Genomic DNA, 19,374 nt, shown 5'->3' with positions numbered 1-19,374 from the left:
GAATGTCAGTCTTCGTCCTGAGGTGGCTTGCCAGGAAGCGCCCAGATTCGCCGGCCCTCATCCACCGCGCGCTGCACCACGATGCGTGGCAGCACCGTGGCAAAACGCGTGGCCTCGACGAACTGCATGATGGTGCCGAGGATGCCGATCTCGAATTTTGGCTGCAGCGTGAGGTCTTCGATCTGCGTCGCGGCGTCCAGCACGCCGCGCAAGCCATGGCGTTTGGTGGGCAGCACCAGTTCCAGCCCGGGCAGCTTGGTGAGTTCCACCGCCGCCGGCAGTTCCGGGCCATGCTCGGCGCTGGTGACCAGCACAATTTCCTCGTCTGCTAAGTGGGTCGATTAGGTATCAATGAATCTGTGTAACGTGACTTAGCGTATCATTTTTTTTGCTGCGGCAGGCCTCGGAAAGCCTGGCCGATAACTGGGGAAAACCCTTATCTGTGGCGCGCGGTGAGGCCGTATGTGCCCACTAAGCACCGCCCTGCTCGACATCATTAGAAGTGATGAATGCGATCAAAAAATAATATTATAACTAATACCATATTCTCACTAAGCTCCTGCTCGATGTTGCATGAACCAGCGGATTCGCCCACCGGGTCCGGCGCGCAGAACGGAGTCAGGAATGAGAACAAACGATGCTGGCGGCATGACCGGCACGACACAGGAAACAGCGGCAGCGGGCGTTTGCCCCGCGCCGCGACACGCTTTCCCGTGCCGGCCCGCAATCCCCGCTAGCCAGATCGACCGCCCCGGTCCCGCCACGCGGGAGGACCGGTCATGAGCGACATGCGCAGCCTGCCGGCAGCAGCAGCGGCCGTCCACCTTGAATCCACTGCGGCCGGGCGCCAGCGTCACGTGGGCCGCGCGATGGAGCGGCTCGAGGACGCCGCGATCTAACAACTGACTCGAGAGCCCGTCGCGGGAAAACCGCACACCGGGTTCGGAGGCGGGGGACGGCGCTCGCCGTTTCCTAGCGCGTTCATTTCATCTTTTTGGGGTGGCTAGGATTCATGGGTCTGGAGATATATAGGCCGCTAGCGGCCGAAGGCACGGCGCGCACCATCACCCCGGGCATTTCGGCATTCATGCTCGTATTGTCGGTCTGGCTGGGGTTCGCGCTCTGGGCCGGATGGGACAGAGGCAGCGAATTACGCAGGATCCAGGCTGATGCCGACCGGCTTGCCTATACCCTCGGCCAGCACGTCGAGCGCACATTGATGGAGGCGGACCAACTGACCTCCCTGCTAGGCGGCGCCGTCATCGAACGGGGGCTGGATTTGCCGCTTGCCGAATGGACCCGCAACGGTCATCTCGGTGTCGAACCCTTCCTTCAAACCGCGATTCTGGACGAAAGTGGCGTCCTCAGGGCATCGACCAATCCGACATTCGAAGTGCTTGACCTAGGCGATAGCGAGCATTTGCGCATACACGCCGACAATCCCAGGCCGACATTGTTTGTCAGCAAGCCGCTGCGGGGGCGCAGTTCAGGTCGCTGGGTAGTTCTGCTTTCCAAGGGAATCGTTGGGCCGACCGGCCGTTTCATGGGGGTCGTAGTGGTGTCGCTTGACCCACTCTCCCTGACGAGCATCTACAAAAGCATCTATTTGGGCAGCCGGGGTGCAATCGGTCTGCTGGGTACCAATGATCTCATCTACCGGGTGCGTTGGAGCGGGGCGGCTTCCGACCCTGGGCAACCGCTGCCGGCGAGCTCTGCGGCCCGGCGAGCCGTAGCTGCCGCGGCCCACGCCGAAGTGGTGGAGAAGAGCCCACTGGACGACGTCGAGCGCATTTATGGCGTACATCGGCTGTCGAGAGGAAACCTGGCGGTCGTGATCGGCTACGACCTCCATGAAGCACTATCAACGTACCGCAGCAGGCTGCTCCTCGTCGCTTGCATCGCAAGCTTCGTATCCGCGCTGATCATCCTCGTCCAGATGCGCCAGGCCAAGTCAATCAAGAGGATGGCGAAGCTAGCGGATCGCGAGGCAGTGGTCAGCCGCCGGCTACGAGAAAGGAACCAGCACCTGCATGCGCTGTTCTTTGCGTTGCCGGACGGCGTTGCCATTTTCGATAAGGATCGCCACGTGGAAGACGCCAACGGCGGGCTGTGCGACGCCCTGGACGTTTCGCCCGGGGACTTGCGCGGCGCCACGCCACAACGGTTCGTTGACCTTCTGTATCGAGGCCGACGTCCCACGCGGGACTCAGTCACCCCGTCCGAACTACTTGCGAAGATCGACTGTGCCGCAGTCTCGCACGAATTTAGCGGCGTTATCGAGTTCGATATAGCGGATTCATCCAGCTACGCCATTCGTGTTGTGCATACCAGCGACGGCGCTGGCTGTGTGGTGGCTGTCTGGGACGTAAGCGCAATGCGGCGCGAGGAACGGGCCAAATCGCATTTCATTGCTACCGCAGAAGCTGAAATCAAGATACCCATCGCAAACGTCGTCGGATATGCCGACCTCCTCGCCGCCGATCTGATCCCCCCGGAAAAACGCCTTGGCATCTATCGCACGATTCGTTCGCAAGCCCAGCGCATCAGCCAGTTCGTTTCGAATCATCTTCAACTGACGCGCCTGGAAACACTAGGAGCATCCGAGATGACGTTTCATCGGGTGGATCTCGCAAGGCTCGTGCGAGACGTTGTTGAGGCAGGGTTCACGGACGATAGCCGGGTGACGCTGGAGTCCGCGAGAGAGCCTGTCTGTGTGATGGGTGACTCCGCCTCCCTCGCCAGCGTGATACGCCATTTGCTGGAGAATGCCGTGAAGTACGGGCTTGGGAGAGAGGTCAACATCTCGGTCGCTAGCGCGTCGGACGAACGCCGCAACGCCATGCTGAAAGTGACCGATCGAGGCATGGGGATCAAAGTTGACGAACTCGGGCTGGTGTTCGACAAATTTTTCCGAGGCAAGCTGCAGCATGGGTCGGCCGGCGATGGTCTGGGCCTTGCCCTCGTGCGTGAGATTGTGCTGCTACATCGCGGCCATATTTCTCTTGAGAGCGAAGTAGGCAAGGGCACGACCGTTACGCTGCACCTTCCGGCGGTGGAATAGCCTTAATGTGTCATACGCCGCGCGGCGCGATCTGCGATGCCACGTCACCGACGACAATCATGGTCGTGGCACCGTTGTCAAGCGCCGTTATAACGGCCTGCCAAAATCCTCCATTGCGGCGTGCCAATCAGGTGAGCCCACGCAAAGTCGCCGGGATCATTCTTACGCCGTGCCTTGCATATCGTCTTAACGGTCAAGGCGAGCGCGTGAGCCGCCGAGTAAAGAGACGAGCCTGCCTCAGCGAATTGCCGCGCCGACTTCCCTGCGTGTGACGTGATCGGCGAGGACGTCAATAAGTGCGTTTCACAATCTGACCGGAACGGAGCATGGAGCGTGAAAGACGAATGCATCATGGATGCGCAGCAGCAACAACGATAACCAGCCAGCGCCACCATGCCACCAGAAAGCGACTACGATCAGTACTTTGAGCGCGTGACCCGGGTCGCCGCGCGCGCGCTGAATTTACCAATATCCGTCGTATGTCTCGACAGACTGGGCCAGCCAGAAGTCATAGGCGCAAGCGGGTGCGAACGGGACGTCGTATTCCATGTGGAGACGTACTATAGCCGGACGCTCCAATGCGAGGAACCGTTCGTCGTCAGGGATGCGCTGTCCGATGCGGAGCTTGCGCAAGGGCCACTGGCAACCAGCGAATTGCTGTTCCGCTTTTTCGCAGGCATTGCGCTGCGTCTACCGTGCGGCCGACCCATCGGTATGCTATGTGTGATGCACGCGTTGCCGCGGCGCTTCAGGCGCCAACAACGTCAGATGCTAGTAGACTTGGGACAAATGATCGAGCACGAAGTTGGCCTGCGCAAGCTGGACAGCTCTGATCGTTTGGAGGTGCTTCACGCGATCGACCGACTTCAAGCCCAGCATGCGCTTTACGTCGAGACGTTCCATCGAACGCCGGTCGCTATCGCGCATATCGGAAGGGACTGGGAGTGGCGGCACATGAATGATGCCTGCGTGAAATTCTTCGCGCACTCGCGCGCTCCGCTGCCGAAAACGAACATCCTCGATCTGCTGGATGCGAGCGACCGGACCAACCTTGAACAGGCCGTGCAGGCACTTAATCGTGGCCGCGGGGTCGAGGTCCGGACGCTCGACGTAACGTTCCGGTTGCGCAACAAGCAAAGTAGGCCAGCGCGAGTGCAGGTGGCACCGAAGCAGACGACGTCGACCCGCGACGGAGGCTGGCTGTTTGTCATTCACGATACCCAGGCGGAGCAACGGGAAAAAGCCGCGCGCGATGCGCGGGAGGCTGCGTTGCATCGGGGAGCGCATGAGGCCTCGGAGGTTCTGCGCAGGGCGCGCGAGCAACTGACGACCGCCGAGCGGCAATTGGGAGACACGCGGGTAGATTTGCGCGCCATTGCTGACAATTTGCCGGTGCTGGTCGCTTACGTCGACAGTGAGCGACGTTTTCGGTTCGCCAACTCAACCTATCGCGAGTGGCTGGGGTTGGACCCGGAGGAGATCGTGGGACGACTCACCCATGAAGTTCTCGACGCTGACTATGCTGCTGCCATCGAGCCGTACGTCCAACGCGTGCTCAACGGCGAAAGGGTCGAGTACGAGGTTGGAGCGACGCTTAACGGGAGTCGACGTGTCCTGCGCGGTGTGCTGGTGCCGCGTCGGGTCCACGATCAGGCGGCTGATGGGTACTACCTGCTGGTGCAGGATGTGACTGAGCGAACGGCATTGCTTGATCGCCTGCGGCATCAGGCGTTCCACGACGCGCTGACCGGCCTGCCTAACAGACGCTCGTTCCTCGAGAGGCTGGATGCGGCATGCGCAGCAAGCGGCGACGGTGTGGCTGCCATCATGTTTATCGACCTGGATGGCTTCAAGGCTGTCAACGATACATACGGGCATCAGTGCGGCGACGAAGTACTTGTTGAAGCCGCGCGCCGGATCAGCCGCTGCGTACGTGGCGGGGATCTGGTTGCGCGGCATGCAGGGGATGAGTTCACGTTGCTGCTGACCGGCCCTGCGTTCGATCGTGCTGCACTGGAGAAGATTGCACGCGCAATCCTGCGGACACTGAGCCAGCCCATAAGGTTCGGGGCGAACGTCGTCCAATTATCGGCGAGTATCGGCGTGCTACCGCACGACCAGGCAGCCTCATTGAGTGGCGAAGCCCTGTTACGCGCCGCGGATGCCGCAATGTATCGTGCGAAAGTCGCAGGCAAGGCGCGTATTGTCGTGCACGAGCTTAACGATTCACCGGTCGGGATGCGCGGTTGAGAACGAGGAACGTCGCTGATTCCGGAAAATGATGCTCGTCGCGTAGGCGATGCAGGATTAAGTAACTTCACGGTAGCGTGGTCGAAATAACCAGCGAGCCATTTCGCTGACCCAAGCGCCTACGCATGAAAATCCAGTAGAGTAAGGAGTCTGATCGCAAGCTCGCCTCGTACGGTGGGATCCAGCGGCGCGCCGCTTGCGACCACGTTCAAGACCGTCACCCTCGCGCCTATCCCTGCTGCCATGACAAAGCCCCCACGGTACATCTCCGGCGCGAAGCTGGACATTGAGGAAATCGTGCGGCGGGCGCGGCTGGTCAAGCCCGGCCTCTACATCATCGTGGACGCGGTACAGCACGCGCCGCACGGCCTGATCGACCTGCAGAAGACGCCCGTCGACGGGATCAACATCGCGCCGTACAAGTTCTTCGGCTGCCGGGGATCCGGCATTGCCTGGCTATCGGATCGCGCCTCGCTGCTGCCGCACCACAAACTGAACGGCAAGGCGCCTGGGTTCTGGAACCTGGGCAGTTCCGCGCCCTGGCAGTTCGCCGTGGTCTCTGAAATCGTCGATTACGTTTGCTGGCTCGGCGGCCTATCTGGCACGGTGGCAGATGGCGAGGGCGCTGCCCGCAGGACACTGTTCGAGCGCGGCATTAGCGTTCAGCGCCTCTCGCCTGTCATCGGGTCAAACACGTTTATCAGAAACTATGATATTTCGGATCAATAAACAGTATTAGACCTGATGCACCTTCCTGACTAGGCTTGCCTCACATTGAGTGCGACGGGGCCAGTCTGGACCAGTTTGGCCTGAGCCGCACACCGACGACCCAGGAGTCACGCCATGCCCAGGCAACCCGCCGAAACGACGAACAGCGCGCCGTAAGCCGCGCCATTGCCCGAAGGGGCGCTGACCCTGCGCAGCTGGCTGCGCCACCTCGGCAACATGGACCGGCTGGCAGCGATGCGCCGCGCGCGGTGCGCAGCCCGATGCAAGGGCAGGGGTAGCCAGGGCCGCCGCACCCGCATCAGGCGGCGGTGCCTGACACCCTCCGGATCTCCTCGGCCACGATCGCGATCAGCGCATCGGCTGCTGTGCTGAGCGGGCGCTGCGGATGGCTCACGCACACCAGGTGGCGCACGATGCGCGGCGCCAGGATGGGGTACATGCGCAGCCGGCCCTCGTCCACCGCGCGTTGCACCACGATGCGCGGCAGCACCGTGGCAAAGCGCGTGGCCTCGACGAACTGGACGATGGTGCCAAGGATGTCGATCTCGAACTTCGGCTGCAGGGTCACGTCTTCCAGTTGCGTGGCCGCATCCAGCACGCCGCGCAAGCCGTGGCGTTTGGTGGGCAGCACCAGTTCCAGCCCGGGCAGCTTGGTGAGTTCCACCGCTGCCGGCAGTTCCGGGCCATGCTCGGCGCTGGTAACCAGCACCATTTCCTCGTCATGAAGGGATTGCACATGGAGCGAGAGCTTGCCACGGGGCTTATGCACCACGGCCGCGTCGAGCTGGCCGGCGGAGACCAGGTCGATCAGCGTGGCGCTGAATCCGTCCGCCACCGATACCTCCACATTCGGGTAGCGCGCATTGAAGCGCACCAGCGACCCCACCAGCACGCTTTCCGTTTCGGAAGCCACCATACCGATGGAGATGCTRCCGGCCACCTGCTCCTCGCGTTGCATCAGTTGCTGCCGGGCGTTGGCGAGGTCCCGCGTGATCGGCAGGCACAGGCGGTACATCATGCGGCCGGCCGCTGTCGGCACCATCCCGTGCGGGATGCGATCGAACAGCTTCTGTCCGAACTCTTCTTCCAGCTTGGCGATCTGCATGCTGAGCGCCGGTTGCACGATATTCAGCCGCTTGGCCGCGCGCGTGACGGAGCCGTCTTCGAACAGCGCAATGAAGTACTGGATCTGTCTGAGGTCCATGCTAAGTGGGTCGATTCGGTATCAACGAATTTGTGTAACGGGACTGAGCGTATCAGCTTTTTTGCTGCGGCAGGTCTCGGAAAGCCTGGTCGATATATGGGGGAAACCCTTATCTTTGACGTGCTGTGAGGCAACATGTGCCTACTAAGGACCGCCCTGCATGGCATCATTAAAAATGATTAGCACAATCAAAAAACAATATTAGAACTAATACCATATTCTCACTAAGCTCCTGTTCAACGTTGCATGAACCGGCGGATTCGCCCACCGGGTCCGGCGCGCAGAACGGAGTCAGGAATGAGACAGAACGATGCTGGCGGCATGACCGGCACGACACTGGAGACAGCGGTAGCGGGCGTTCGCCCCGTGCCGCGTGGCATCTCCCCGTGCCGGCCCGCAATCCCCGCTAACCAGATGGACCGTGCCAGTTCCGCCACGCGGGAGGGCCGGTCATGAGCGACAAGCGCAGCCTGCCCGCCGCAGCGGCGGCTATCCACCTTGAATCCGCAGCGGCCGGCGCGGCCTCGCGCCAGCGTCACGTCGGCCGCTCGATGGAGCGGCTCGAGGACGCCGCGATCCTCACCGGCCGTGGCCGCTATGGCGACGACCTGGGCGTGAAGCCGGGCACCCTGCACGCCGCTATCGTGCGGTCCCCGCATGCGCATGCCGAACTTGGCACCATCGATGCCAGCGCGGCACTTGCCGCGCCGGGCGTGCATGGGGTGCTGACCGGCGCCGACCTGGCAGCCTGGTCGCGCCCCTTCGTGGTGGGGGTGAAGGCGCCGATGGAGCAATGGGCGCTGGCCACGGACCGCGTGCGCTATGTGGGCGAGCCGGTGGCCGTGGTAATGGCCGAGAGCCGTGCCCTGGCCGAAGACGCGCTCGACCTGGTGCGGGTGAATTACCGCGTGTTGCCGCCGGTGGTATCGATCGAGGCCGCGCTGGCCGACGATGCGCCCATCCTGCATCCCGGCGTAGGCGCCAATGTGGTGAGCGACCGCCACTTCCGCTACGGCGAGCCTGAAGCCGCCTTTGCCGCGGCTCCGCACCGGGTCACGCTGACCGCGCACTATCCGCGCAACACCTGCACGCCGATCGAATGCGGCGTGGTGATTGCCGAGTTCCTGCCCGGTGACGAAGGCTACGACGTCACCTCCAATTTCATGGGGCCGTTCTCGCTGCATGCGGTGATGGCGATGGCGCTCAAGGTGCCGGCCAACCGGCTGCGCCACAAGGCCCCGCGCGATTCCGGCGGCAGCTTTGGCGTGAAGCAGGCGGTGTTTCCTTACGCGGTGCTGATGTGCCTGGCGTCCCGCAAGGCCGGCGCACCGGTGAAGTGGGTGGAGGACCGGCTCGAGCATCTCAGCGCCGCCACCTCCGCCACCGCGCGGCTGTCCACGCTGGAAGCCGCGGTGGAGTCAGACGGCCGCATCAAAGCACTGGCCTATGACCAGATCGAAGACTGCGGAGGCTATCTGCGCGCGCCGGAGCCCGCTACCTTCTACCGCATGCATGGCTGCCTGACTGGCGCCTATGACATTCCCAACCTGCTGGTGCGCAACCGCGTGGTGATGACCAACAAGACGCCCACCGGCCTGGTGCGGGGCTTTGGCGGCCCGCAGGTGTATTTTGCGCTGGAGCGGCTGGTGCATCGCATCGCGACACAACTCGGGCTCGATCCACTCGATGTGTATCGCCGCAACTTTGTCGCCGCCGATGCCTTTCCCTATCGCGCCGCGGCGGGCGCGTTGCTGGACTCCGGCAACTACCAGCTGGCGCTGGCGCGCGCGCTGGAAGAAGGCGGCTACCACGAGCTGACGTGCCGCCGCGATGTCGCACGCGCCGAGGGCCGGCTCTATGGCATTGGCTTTGCCGCCATCGTCGAGCCCTCGGTGTCGAACATGGGCTATATCACCACCGCCATGCCCGCCGAGGCGCGCAAGAAAGCGGGGCCGAAGAACGGCGCCATCGCCAGCGCCACGGTCAGCGTCGACCTGCTCGGCGGCGTGGTGGTCACCATTGCCTCGACGCCGGCCGGGCAGGGCCATATGACAGTGTGCGCGCAGGTGGTGGCCGATGTGCTCGGCGTGAATCCGGCCGACGTGGTCGTGAACGTCGAGTTCGATACGCACAAGGATGCATGGTCGGTCGCCGCCGGCAACTACTCCAGCCGTTTCGCTGGCGCCGTGGCCGGCACAGTGCACCTGGCCGCCGAGCGGGTGCGCGACAAGTTGGCGCGCATCGTGGCACCGCAGTTCGGCTGCACGCCCGCCGAGGTGGTGTTCGAAGACGGCCGCATTGCCCGCAAAGGCGCGCCCGAATCTGGCCTGCCCTTCACGCGCGTGGCCAGCAATGCGCCGCACTGGTCACCGCAGCAGTTGCCGGCCGGAGAGGAGCCGGGCCTGCGCGAGACGGTGTTCTGGTCGCCGCCCAACCTGGAAGCGCCGGATGAGAACGACCGCATCAACACCTCGGCCGCCTACGGCTTTGCCTTCGACATGTGCGGCGTAGAGATCGACCGCGCCACGGGGCGCGTGCGCATCGACCGCTACGTGACCGCGCACGACGCCGGCACGCTGCTCAACCCGGCGCTGGCCGATGGCCAGATCCGCGGTGCCTTCGCCCAAGGGCTGGGCGCGGCGCTGATGGAAGAGTTCCGCTACGGCGCCGACGGCAGCTTCCAGTCCGGCACGCTGGCCGACTACCTGATGCCGACCACCTGCGAGGTGCCGGACCCGGTGATTGTGCACTTGGAAACGCCAAGCCCCTTCACGCCGCTCGGCGCCAAGGGCCTGGGCGAGGGCAACAACATGAGCACGCCGCCCTGCATCGCCAACGCGGTGGCCGACGCGCTCGGCGAGCAGGACATCCGCCTGCCGCTGACCCCGGCCAAGGTGATGGCCATGGTGGGCTTCGACGATCCGCCGCCGTCGCGCCCCGAGCTGCTCGAAGCGATGCGCGAGGCCGCCGTGCCCGCGGCCCGCAAGGGCAGCGGCAAGGCGCTCACCGCGCGCGGCTCAGTGGATCTGGATGCCACGCCCGAAGCCATCTTCGCCGTGCTGGTGGACCCGCAGGCACTGGCCAAGGTGGTGCCAGGCTGCCACGCGCTGGAGCGCACCGCCGAGAATCACTACCGCGCCGACGTGACGGTGGGGGTTGGCATGATCAAGGCCCGCTTCGAGGCGGAGATCGCACTGTCGGACCTCGATCCCCCGCGCCGGCTGCGGCTGGCAGGCGCAGGCATGTCCTCGCTGGGCAGTGCGCGCGGCGCCGGCCTGGTGGAGCTGGTCCCGCATGGCAGCGGCACGCGCCTGAGTTACGACTACGAGGCCGAGGTATCCGGCAAGGTCGCTGCCGTGGGCGGACGCATGCTGGAAGGCGCCGCCAAGGTGGTGCTGCGCCAGTTGTTTGAATCGCTCGGCCGCCAGGCCGCCGGCAAGCCGGTACGGCCGCAAGGCTGGCTTGCCCGCCTGCTGGCCCGTTTGGGAGTCCGTCGATGAAACCATCCGCTTTCGATTACCTGCGCGCCGAAACCACGCAGCAAGCGCTCGATGCGCTGGCCCGCGGCGCCGAGGGCGCGCGCGTGCTGGCCGGTGGCCAGTCGCTGATGGCGGTGCTCAACATGCGCCTGGCGGCGCCGCAACTGCTGATCGATATCTCGCGCACCGCCGAGCTGAACACGGTGCGGGTGGAAGACGCTCACCTGGTGGTGGGTGCCGCGGCCACGCAGGGCAGCGTCGAATGGCGCACCACGCTGGCCGACGAGGTGCCGCTGCTGGCCATGGCCTTTCCGCATATCTCGCATTTCCAGATCCGGAATCGCGGCACCGTGTGCGGCTCGGTCGCCCATGCCGACCCGAGCGCGGAATTGCCCCTGGTGCTGACCGCGCTGGGCGGCGAGGTGGTGTTGCGTTCAGCCCGCCGCCGCCGCGTGCTGCCTGCGGCCAGTTTCTTCCAGGGCATGTTGATGACGGCGCGCGAGCCCGACGAGCTGGTGGAGGCGGTGCGCTTTCCGCTGCGGCGCCCCGGCGCGCGCTACGGCTTTGCCGAGTTCTCCGCACGCCATGGCGATTTTGCGCTGGTGGCCTGCGCGGCCACCGTGACCGATGACGCCATCGCGCTGGCGGTTGGCGGCGTGGCGGACCGGCCGGCGCTGGAAACCTGGCCGCGCCTGCAGGGCAAGGACCTGGAGGAGGCCATCAACGATTTCAGTTGGAAACTGGGCGCGCAGGACGACGCCCATATCAGCGCGCAGTACCGCCGGCACCTTGTGCGGCAACTGGGCATGCGTGTGATCGAGGAGGCAAAATGAGCAAGACCACCAAGGGCGCCGTATCCGGCAAGCCCGCCGAGGTGATGCAGCGCCAGGAGCAACGCCGCATCACCCTGACCCTGAACGGCCGCGAGCGCAGCGGCTATTGCGAGCCGCGCGAGCTGTTGTCGGACTTCCTGCGCCACGAGCTCGGTGCCACCGGCACCCATGTGGGTTGCGAGCACGGCGTCTGCGGCGCATGCACGGTACGCGTCGACGGCGTTGCCGCGCGCTCGTGCCTGATGCTGGCGGTGCAGGCCGAGCACCGGGCCATCGATACCGTCGAAGGGCTGGCGCCGGCCGAGGGACTGGGCGATCTGCAAGAAGCCTTCCGCCGCCACCACGCGCTGCAGTGCGGCTTCTGCACGGCCGGCATTCTGATGTCGTGCGCGGACTACCTGGAGCGCGTGCCGGAACCCAGCGAAGCGCAGGTGCGCGACATGCTGTCCGGCCACCTGTGCCGCTGTACGGGCTACACCCCCATCGTGGCCGCCGTGCTCGACGTAGCCGCGATCCGTGCACGGGCTCGTTATGCTGCTGCCGGCGTAGATACCCAGGAGGCCTGCGATGCTTGATCTAGGCCGCACCTTCCTGCAAAGCGTGGAGCGCAGCCCGCACGCGCCCGCCATTGTCGACGGCGACCTGATGCTTACCTATGCGCAATGGTACGAGCGCATCCGGTGCGTGGCGTCCGGCCTGCGCGAGATCGGCCTGGCGCCGGGCGATCGCCTGCTGGCCGTTCTGCAAAACCGCTGGGAAATGGCGACGCTGCACTGGGCCTGCCAGTTCGCCGGCATCGTGATGGTGCCGCTGAACTGGCGTGCCAAGCCGGAGGAGCYCGATTACTGCGTGCAGGATGCCGGCGTCAAGGCGCTGGTGTTCGAGCCGGTCAGCGCCGATGCGGTGCTGGGCAGCCCGGCGGCGCAGGCCGTGCCCTGCATAGCGCTGGACTGCGCGGCTGGCGGCTCGATGTCCTTCGCTTCGCTGCTGGACAGCGTTGCGCTGCATGGCGGCCCGGTGGCAGAAGCGGGCGATGTCTCGCTGATGCTCTACACCTCGGGCACCACCGGCAAGCCCAAGGGCGTGCCGCGCCGCCACCAGCAGGAGCGTGCCGCGGCGCTGGCGCACGTGGCGCAGAACCTGTATCGCCATGGTGAGCGCACCCTTGGCGTGATGCCGCTCTACCACACCATGGGCGTACGCTCGCTGCTGGCAATGGCGCTGGTGGACGGCCTGTTCGTCTGCGTGCGGCGCTGGAACGCCGGGCAGGCGCTCAAGGAGATCGCCACCCACAGAATCAGCTGCCTGTACCTGGTGCCGACGCTATACCACGACCTGCTGGCCGATCCGGGGTTCGATGCCTCCGTCGTGCGCAGCGCGACCAAGCTCGGCTTTGCCGGCGCCTCGATGAGCGACGGCCTGCTGCGCCGCCTCGCGCAGGCCTTCGAGCCGGAGCTGTTCGTGAACCACTACGGCTCGTCGGAGGTGTACACCTTCAGCGTGGACCAGCGCGCCACCCGCAAGCCCGGCAGCGCCGGGCGCGCCGGTATCAACACGCGCCTGCGCGTGGTGCGCCTGGATGCCCGCTCACCCGACGATCTGGCGGCTACCGGCGAGGAAGGCCAGATCATCGCCGACCTGCGCGGCGACGAGGCCTTCGAGGGCTACTGGAACCGCGCCGACGCCAATGCAAAATCGCTGCGCGATGGCTGGTACTTCACCGGCGACACCGGCTACTTCGATGCCGAGGGCGACCTCTTCGTCAGCGGCCGGGTGGACGACATGATCATCAGCGGCGGCGAGAACATCTCCCCGGTCGATATCGAGTCGGTGCTGTCGCTGCATCCGGCGGTAGATGAGGTGGCGGTGGCCGGAGTGCCGGATCCGCGCTGGGGCCAGAAGGTGGTGGCTTTCGTCAAGCCGCGCGGCAACATCGACGCGCAAGCCCTGGATACCTACTGCCGCGGCTCTGACCTGGTCAATTTCAAGCGCCCGCGCGACTACGTCTTCGTGGCGGAGATTCCCAAGTCGCCGGTTGGCAAGATCCTGCGCCGCAAGCTGTCCGCCGGCGACTACGCGCTGGCCCCGCATTCCGTGAGCCCCGACCCTAATCCCAACCCCAACCAGGCAGCGGACGCCGCGCCTGTCGATACCATCAAGGAGTAAGACATGACCCAGGCAACCGAGATGATCCATCCCGACCAGCAGCGGCTCCAGCAACTCGACGGCTTCTCCGTGGAGATCGATGCCGGGCGCGAGCGTGCGGACATCATCCTGCACCGTCCACCCTACAACGTGATCGCCATGGCAGCGCGCGACCAGTTGCGCGCCGTCATTGAGGCGCTTGATGCCGACCATCGCGTGCGCGTGATCGTGCTGCGTTCGCAAGGCGAGCATTTTTCCAGCGGCGGCGATATCAAGGGCTTCCTGGAGGCATCGCCCGAGCATGTCTCGCAACTGGCCTGGAACGTGGCGGCACCGGCGCGCTGCAGCAAGCCGGTGATTGCCGCCAACCGCGGCTACTGCTTTGGCGTGGGCTTCGAGCTGTCCCTGGCGTGCGACTTCCGCATCGCCACCGAGACCACGCAGTACGCGCTGCCGGAGCAGAAGCTCGGCCAGATCCCCGGCTCGGGCGGCTCGGCGCGCCTGCAGAAGATGGTGGGCATCGGCCGCACCAAGGACATCGTGATGCGCTCGCGCCGCATCTCGGGCAAGCAGGCTTATGAGTGGGGCATCGCCGTGGAATGCGTGGCAGACGCCGAGCTGGAAGCCGCCACCGATGCGCTGGTCGACGAACTGCGCGGCTTCTCGCCGCTGGCGCAGCGCACCGCCAAGAAGCTGCTCAACGACACCGAGGACGCGCCGCTGTCGATCGCCATCGAGCTGGAAGGGCATTGCTATAGCCGCCTGCGCAGCTCGGACGATTTCCGCGAAGGCGTGGAAGCGTTCCACGGCAAGCGCAAGCCGGCGTTCCGCGGCAGCTGATGGCAATCGCGGGCGCGCCGGCAAGGCCGCTCGCATCCCGGACGAACTGACCGGATAACGATGCCCGCTGCCACGGGGCAAGCATCGCGGGGGGAGCGCTTGCCTGGCGGCAAGGCACCGCCCGCGCGCCAACCCTGCCGTAATGATCCAAGCAGAGATCCAAATCAAAGGAGACAACAATGGAAGCCGTAGCAAAGAAGAGTGCAGCGACGATCAGCGAGGCGCTGCCAGCGGCGAGCAATCGCCAGGTGTTTGGTGCCGTGGCGGCGTCGTGCATGGGATGGGCGCTGGACCTGTTCGACCTGTTCATCCTGCTGTTCGTGGCGCCCGTGATCGGCAGGCTGTTTTTTCCGTCGGAGCACGCCATGCTGTCGCTGGCGGCGGTGTATGCGTCGTTTGCCGTGACGCTGCTGATGCGGCCGCTCGGCTCGGCGATCTTCGGCTCTTATGCCGACCGCCACGGCCGCAAGGGGGCGATGGTAGTTGCCGTCACTGGCGTTGGCTTGTCCACGGCGGCGTTCGGCCTGCTGCCCACGGTGGGTCAGGTTGGGCTGCTTGCGCCAGCCTTGTTTATCCTGCTCCGGCTGGTGCAGGGTATCTTCGTTGGTGGCGTGGTGGCATCCACCCACACCATCGGTACCGAATCGGTGCCCCCATCCTGGCGCGGCGCCGTCTCCGGGCTGGTCGGTGGCGGTGGCGCGGGCATCGGGGCATTGCTGGCTTCCATTACCTACATGGCGATGACCGCGCTGTTTCCGGGGGAAGCGTTCGATGCCTGGGGTTGGCGCTGCATGTTCTTCTCCGGCATCATCAGCTCGTTGCTCGGCCTGTTCATCTTCAACTCGCTGGAGGAGTCTCCGCTGTGGAAGCAGTTGCAGGCGGCCAAGGGGCATGCCGCGCCGGTTGAGAACCCGCTGCGCGTGATCTTCTCCCGCCAGTACCGTGGCGTCCTCTTCGTCAACATCCTGCTCACCGTGGGCGGTGGCAGCGCCTACTACCTGACCTCCGGCTATCTGCCGACCTTCCTCAAGGTGGTGGTGAAGGCACCGGCTGGCGAGGCTGCCGCCATCCTGATGGCTAGCAGTTTGGGTGTGATCGTGGCATCGATTCTTGCCGGCCACCTCAGTACGATGATCGGCCGCAAGCGAGCCTTCCTGTTGATCGGCGCGCTGAACGTGATGGTGCTGCCGCTGCTCTACCAGTGGATGCCGGCGGCGCCGGACACCACCACGCTCGGCCTGTATGCCGTGGTGCTGGCCATGCTGGGCTGCAGCGGCTTTGCCCCGATCCTCATTTTCCTGAACGAACGGTTCCCCACCAGCATCCGTGCCACGGGGACCGGGCTGTCATGGAATATCGGATTTGCCGTCGGTGGCATGATGCCGACGTTTGCTTCGCTGTGCGCCAGCACCCCGGCCGAACTGCCCATGGTGCTGGGCATCTTCCTGGCGGTTGTCACCATCATCTACCTGGTGGGTGCGTTCATCGTTCCGGAGACGGCAGGGCGCCTTGGCGACAATGGAGCGTAGAGATCCAGCCCGGGCCGTCGCATAAAATCTCCGACAGGTGCTTGAAGGGGACGGCGAAAATGATGAGCTTGCTGGGGGAGGCCTCGGACGATGTTGTGTATGGACTAACTCTGGGGGGCAGGTGGTCGCGTTTTGTCGTCCGCTTGATAACAAGCGCAACACACGATGAATGACCGACTTGCATGCGGGGGCAGCATCATCCCCATGAAAGCCAGGGGGGGCGCGAGCGCATCCCAATGTTCGTAGCGGTGGCAAACGCGGCTAGAATGCAATGAGCCCATGGTTTGCGCACGTGCGATGCCTTTGGGTCCGAAGCGAACAGATGGCCCCAAACAAAATGGAACGACAGACTGACTCTTGTCCTCCCCGCCCGAAAGATGCCGGCGCCCGACGGCCCGCACCGCCTCACCTTGGTGACATGCTTGATAGCCTGAGCGACGGATTCATGTCGATAGACAGATCGTGGCGCTTCACCTATCTCAACCATACAGCTGAACGATACTTGCAGCAGGAGCGGCAAAACCTGCTGGGACGCGACATATGGCAGTGTTACCCGGACTTGGTGGACTCCGGCTACTACCGCGTCTATCAGCAGACGGCGGCAACTGGACTCCCCGGTCGGCATACTGACTATTACGCACCGCTCGGCACCTGGTTTGAGGCTCGCTCATTTGCCCACGACGATGGCATCACGGTACTCTTCCGCGACGTCACGCGCGAACACGAGCACGCGGCGCTGTTGGAGTTTGAAGCTAGTCACGACTATCTGACTGGTTTGCCCAACCGGCGCAAGTGCATGGAAGCGCTATCAGGCGCGGTCGCCGAGGCTGCTTCATCAGATTTTACGCATGCTGCTTCCCTGGCGGTGCTGTTTATTGACCTGGACCATTTCAAGGAAGTCAACGATGCGTTCGGTCATGCTGTCGGCGATGATCTGCTGCGCGGCTTTGCGAAAAGGCTACTCGCAATTCTCGCACCTGAATTTTTCGCCGCGCGCGTAGGGGGCGACGAGTTTGTTCTGCTGTTACGCGATACTACCGAAAAGGCGGCAGAAGCGTTCGCGCATGCGGTGCTCAGTGAGCTCGCAATGCCATTCGAGGCATGCGGAAGGTCAGTCTCCCTGTCGGCTAGCATTGGCATCGCGCTACTGAGAGAAGCGCCGGAATCAGCCGAGGCATTGCTGAGTCGTGCCGACACGGCCATGTACGCAGCGAAGTCATCTGGCCGATTTCAGGTGCGCGCGTACGATGGCGCACTCGACCGGGGCATGCGTGACCGCCTTGCCTTGCGCATGGATCTTCGTGAGGCGTTTGCCGCGAACCAGTTCGAGCTTCATTTCCAACCTCAGATAGCACTCGCGGATGCTTCCCCAATCGGTGCTGAGGCGCTTCTTCGCTGGCGTCATCCTGAACGAGGATTGCTGATGCCATACGCATTCCTGGATGTGCTACTTGAGTCCCCATATGAAGGCGCCCTCGTCGAATGGCTGCTCAATGCAGTTTGCCGGCATATCGGTACCTGGCGACGGCTGGGTGTGTCCATACCGCGGATCGGCCTCAATCTGTCGGCTCGGCAACTTCTCTGTGGGGGACTGACAGACATGATTCTCCGTATCGCGAGGGCATACGACGTCTCCCCCGCAATGCTCGACATTGAAGTCACGGAGGACAGTCTGGTGAGCGATATCGAAAAGGCAACGTCCGTTCTTGCCGCGCTGAAGCTAGCCGGCATATCCACATCGCTGGACGACTTCGGCTCTGGATACTCCAGTCTCGGCTATCTGGTCCGACTGCCCATCGATACTCTGAAGATCGACAAGTCGTTTGTTCGAGCGCTGGTCGATTCGGAGAAGGCGTCGGCGATCATCCGAAGCATTGTCGGTCTCGCTCGTTCGCTGGGAATGAAAACAATCGCGGAAGGCGTCGAGTGCCAACGCCAGGCGGCGGAGTTGAAGGATGCCGGATGCGATGCCATTCAGGGCTATCTAGTCAGCCGCCCGCTTGACTCGGAGGCCTTTGCGGAATTCATGCTGCGTGTGTGATAGCGCCAAACGGACATTGTTTGCGGGCCGTTGGCGCGGTGAGAGTCGCCAGCGTGAATTGATCAGCCCGATCCCTGACGCTTCACCTTGGCTGGAGGCGTCACTTCTTGGAGGGGCCTGCCATGTGCGAGGTCACCTTGATTGGCATGGATCTCGGAAAACATGCCTTTCCTTTGCATGCCCAGGATCGCGGCAGGCACGAAGCGCTACTATCTGGCGGTGCTGCAGCGCAAGCCAAGGGCGCTGCGCAATGGCGCACCGTTCGGCGAACTGCCGGAGGGCTTCATTGAATGGCTGCAACCCACTCCGATCATCCTCCTATGAAATCCCGATCAGTATTACCCAGATGGAGTCGTTTCTATATCCTGGATGCGGAGAACCGGCCTGTCCAGGTGTTGGACCAGGACGAGTGGTCGCGCTGGATGGCTGAAAACGAACTGATCTTCCGCCGCACGCTGATGGAAGACTGCGGCGTCGTGGTCACTACCCGTTTCCGCGGGGTGTCAGAGCCAGCACCTAAGGACACACCGCTGTTCGTGACTCGTGTTGTTGGGAAGGTGGCGGAAGAAAACGAGAGCTACGGAGCCTGCACGCTTGAAGAGGCGCTGGAGCAACATGAACAGCTAGTGCAGAAGCTCATTCGCGCATTGCGCGCCGCTCATCGCTAGATTGAGCCAGGATGTGAAACGGCGCGAAGGTGTTCGGAATCCGTCTCCGCTTGCCTCAACGCATTCCTGCCGCCCATGGCAAAACGGCGCACCTGAGCGGTACGCCGTTGGAAAATTCACAATCTCGTTGGAAATTCCGCGTCATGAAACGGGGTGTTTTCCGTAAGCTCTTGCCCCCGGCGGAAATAAGAGGAAGGCCAGCAGGGGAGCTAGCCCTAACGCGTCCACCCAATCCGGTGACGTTCCTGCGTGGCCTCATGCCGCGCATCGTCTTCGGTGTGCAGGTAGGCGCTGGTGGTCGATATGGAAGCGTGCCCGAAATTGTCCCGCACGAAACGCAGGTCCACCTGCTGGTCGGTCATGTGCGACCCCGCGGTATGGCGCAGCCAGTGCGCCGAGGCGCTGGCGAGCACCGCGGCCCGGCTTTCCCACTCGGGGCCGCGCGCGCGCAGGCGCGCGGCGGCCATCCCGAACACCTCCTTCAGCACCAGATGCAGCGCGCCGCGTGACAAGGGTTTTTCCTTGCCGATGATCGGCAGCACGATGGGGCGCGCCTCACCAGGATGCGGTGCCGGCGGCAGGCCGTACGCCTCGC

The 19,374-nt window shown here is 64.0% G+C and carries 13 protein-coding genes and 2 pseudogenes; 12 read left to right on the top strand and 3 right to left on the bottom strand.

What is annotated here, in order from left to right; all coding sequences use genetic code 11:
* Positions 1 to 5 precede the first annotated feature (5 nt).
* Positions 6 to 332: pseudogene (locus AC1DT6_RS23495) on the bottom strand (LysR substrate-binding domain-containing protein); the annotation flags it as partial.
* A 680-nt stretch (positions 333 to 1,012) separates the two neighbouring features.
* Between AC1DT6_RS23495 and AC1DT6_RS23490 the strand changes: the two are divergent.
* The 3 genes and pseudogenes from AC1DT6_RS23490 to AC1DT6_RS23480 all read left to right on the top strand — a co-directional run.
* Positions 1,013 to 3,061 carry an ATP-binding protein gene (locus AC1DT6_RS23490; protein WP_477114942.1) on the top strand — a complete coding sequence of 683 codons (2,049 nt, stop codon included), beginning with the start codon at positions 1,013 to 1,015 and terminating at the stop codon, positions 3,059 to 3,061.
* A 393-nt stretch (positions 3,062 to 3,454) separates the two neighbouring features.
* Complete coding sequence (locus AC1DT6_RS23485; protein ID WP_441635777.1) at positions 3,455 to 5,311, top strand: diguanylate cyclase domain-containing protein; 1,857 nt, start codon at positions 3,455 to 3,457, stop codon at positions 5,309 to 5,311.
* A 264-nt stretch (positions 5,312 to 5,575) separates the two neighbouring features.
* A pseudogene (locus AC1DT6_RS23480) lies at positions 5,576 to 5,971 on the top strand (aminotransferase class V-fold PLP-dependent enzyme); the annotation flags it as partial.
* 367 nt (positions 5,972 to 6,338) lie between these two features.
* On the opposite strand, the gene AC1DT6_RS23475 reads toward AC1DT6_RS23480, so the two are convergent.
* Positions 6,339 to 7,244, bottom strand: a complete 906-nt coding sequence (locus AC1DT6_RS23475; protein WP_441635775.1) for a LysR family transcriptional regulator — start codon at positions 7,242 to 7,244, stop codon at positions 6,339 to 6,341.
* 452 nt (positions 7,245 to 7,696) lie between these two features.
* Between AC1DT6_RS23475 and AC1DT6_RS23470 the strand changes: the two genes are divergently transcribed.
* The 9 genes from AC1DT6_RS23470 (at position 7,697) to AC1DT6_RS23430 (ending at position 18,779) form a co-directional block, all read left to right on the top strand.
* The gene (locus tag AC1DT6_RS23470; protein ID WP_441635773.1) at positions 7,697 to 10,744 is read left to right on the top strand and encodes a xanthine dehydrogenase family protein molybdopterin-binding subunit; all 3,048 of its coding nucleotides are present in this window, start codon (positions 7,697 to 7,699) and stop codon (positions 10,742 to 10,744) included.
* Complete coding sequence (locus tag AC1DT6_RS23465) at positions 10,741 to 11,556, top strand: FAD binding domain-containing protein (protein ID WP_477114941.1); 816 nt, start codon at positions 10,741 to 10,743, stop codon at positions 11,554 to 11,556. Before AC1DT6_RS23470 ends, AC1DT6_RS23465 begins: the two co-directional genes overlap by 4 nt.
* Positions 11,553 to 12,131, top strand: coding sequence for a (2Fe-2S)-binding protein (locus tag AC1DT6_RS23460; protein ID WP_441635769.1), 579 nt, complete (start codon positions 11,553 to 11,555; stop codon positions 12,129 to 12,131). Before AC1DT6_RS23465 ends, AC1DT6_RS23460 begins: the two co-directional genes overlap by 4 nt.
* Positions 12,124 to 13,722, top strand: a complete 1,599-nt coding sequence (locus AC1DT6_RS23455) for an AMP-binding protein (RefSeq protein ID WP_477114940.1) — start codon at positions 12,124 to 12,126, stop codon at positions 13,720 to 13,722. The genes AC1DT6_RS23460 and AC1DT6_RS23455 overlap by 8 nt, the downstream gene beginning before the upstream one ends.
* A 3-nt stretch (positions 13,723 to 13,725) precedes the next feature.
* Positions 13,726 to 14,541: an enoyl-CoA hydratase/isomerase family protein gene (locus AC1DT6_RS23450; RefSeq protein ID WP_441635765.1), complete on the top strand. Its 816-nt coding sequence runs from the start codon at positions 13,726 to 13,728 to the stop codon at positions 14,539 to 14,541.
* Between the two features lie 179 nt (positions 14,542 to 14,720).
* Positions 14,721 to 16,070 (top strand): MFS transporter, encoded by a 1,350-nt coding sequence (locus tag AC1DT6_RS23445; RefSeq protein WP_441635764.1) that lies wholly within the window; start codon positions 14,721 to 14,723, stop codon positions 16,068 to 16,070.
* Between the two features lie 418 nt (positions 16,071 to 16,488).
* Positions 16,489 to 18,111 carry a putative bifunctional diguanylate cyclase/phosphodiesterase gene (locus AC1DT6_RS23440; protein WP_441635763.1) on the top strand — a complete coding sequence of 541 codons (1,623 nt, stop codon included), beginning with the start codon at positions 16,489 to 16,491 and terminating at the stop codon, positions 18,109 to 18,111.
* 162 nt (positions 18,112 to 18,273) lie between these two features.
* The gene (locus AC1DT6_RS23435) at positions 18,274 to 18,435 is read left to right on the top strand and encodes a hypothetical protein (RefSeq protein WP_441635783.1); all 162 of its coding nucleotides are present in this window, start codon (positions 18,274 to 18,276) and stop codon (positions 18,433 to 18,435) included.
* Complete coding sequence (locus AC1DT6_RS23430; protein ID WP_441635781.1) at positions 18,432 to 18,779, top strand: hypothetical protein; 348 nt, start codon at positions 18,432 to 18,434, stop codon at positions 18,777 to 18,779. Before AC1DT6_RS23435 ends, AC1DT6_RS23430 begins: the two co-directional genes overlap by 4 nt.
* Positions 18,780 to 18,994: 215 nt before the next feature.
* Here AC1DT6_RS23430 and AC1DT6_RS23425 read toward each other — a convergent pair.
* Positions 18,995 to 19,374: tyrosine-type recombinase/integrase (locus AC1DT6_RS23425; RefSeq protein ID WP_477114939.1), on the bottom strand; the 380-nt coding region annotated here is incomplete at its 5' end.

This window comes from Cupriavidus sp. 01L45, from assembly GCF_056399885.1.
Note: the sequence above shows the minus strand (reverse complement) of the source record. Positions and strands in the feature narration are given on the sequence as shown.

Coding starts and splice junctions, on each gene's coding strand:
- AC1DT6_RS23460 (WP_441635769.1), top strand. CDS start 11,553: ATGAGCAAGACCACCAAGGGCGCCGTATCCGGCAAGCCCGCCGAGGTG.
- AC1DT6_RS23435 (WP_441635783.1), top strand. CDS start 18,274: ATGCCTTTCCTTTGCATGCCCAGGATCGCGGCAGGCACGAAGCGCTAC.
- AC1DT6_RS23445 (WP_441635764.1), top strand. CDS start 14,721: ATGGAAGCCGTAGCAAAGAAGAGTGCAGCGACGATCAGCGAGGCGCTG.
- AC1DT6_RS23430 (WP_441635781.1), top strand. CDS start 18,432: ATGAAATCCCGATCAGTATTACCCAGATGGAGTCGTTTCTATATCCTG.
- AC1DT6_RS23485 (WP_441635777.1), top strand. CDS start 3,455: ATGCCACCAGAAAGCGACTACGATCAGTACTTTGAGCGCGTGACCCGG.
- AC1DT6_RS23470 (WP_441635773.1), top strand. CDS start 7,697: ATGAGCGACAAGCGCAGCCTGCCCGCCGCAGCGGCGGCTATCCACCTT.
- AC1DT6_RS23440 (WP_441635763.1), top strand. CDS start 16,489: ATGCTTGATAGCCTGAGCGACGGATTCATGTCGATAGACAGATCGTGG.
- AC1DT6_RS23450 (WP_441635765.1), top strand. CDS start 13,726: ATGACCCAGGCAACCGAGATGATCCATCCCGACCAGCAGCGGCTCCAG.
- AC1DT6_RS23465 (WP_477114941.1), top strand. CDS start 10,741: ATGAAACCATCCGCTTTCGATTACCTGCGCGCCGAAACCACGCAGCAA.
- AC1DT6_RS23490 (WP_477114942.1), top strand. CDS start 1,013: ATGGGTCTGGAGATATATAGGCCGCTAGCGGCCGAAGGCACGGCGCGC.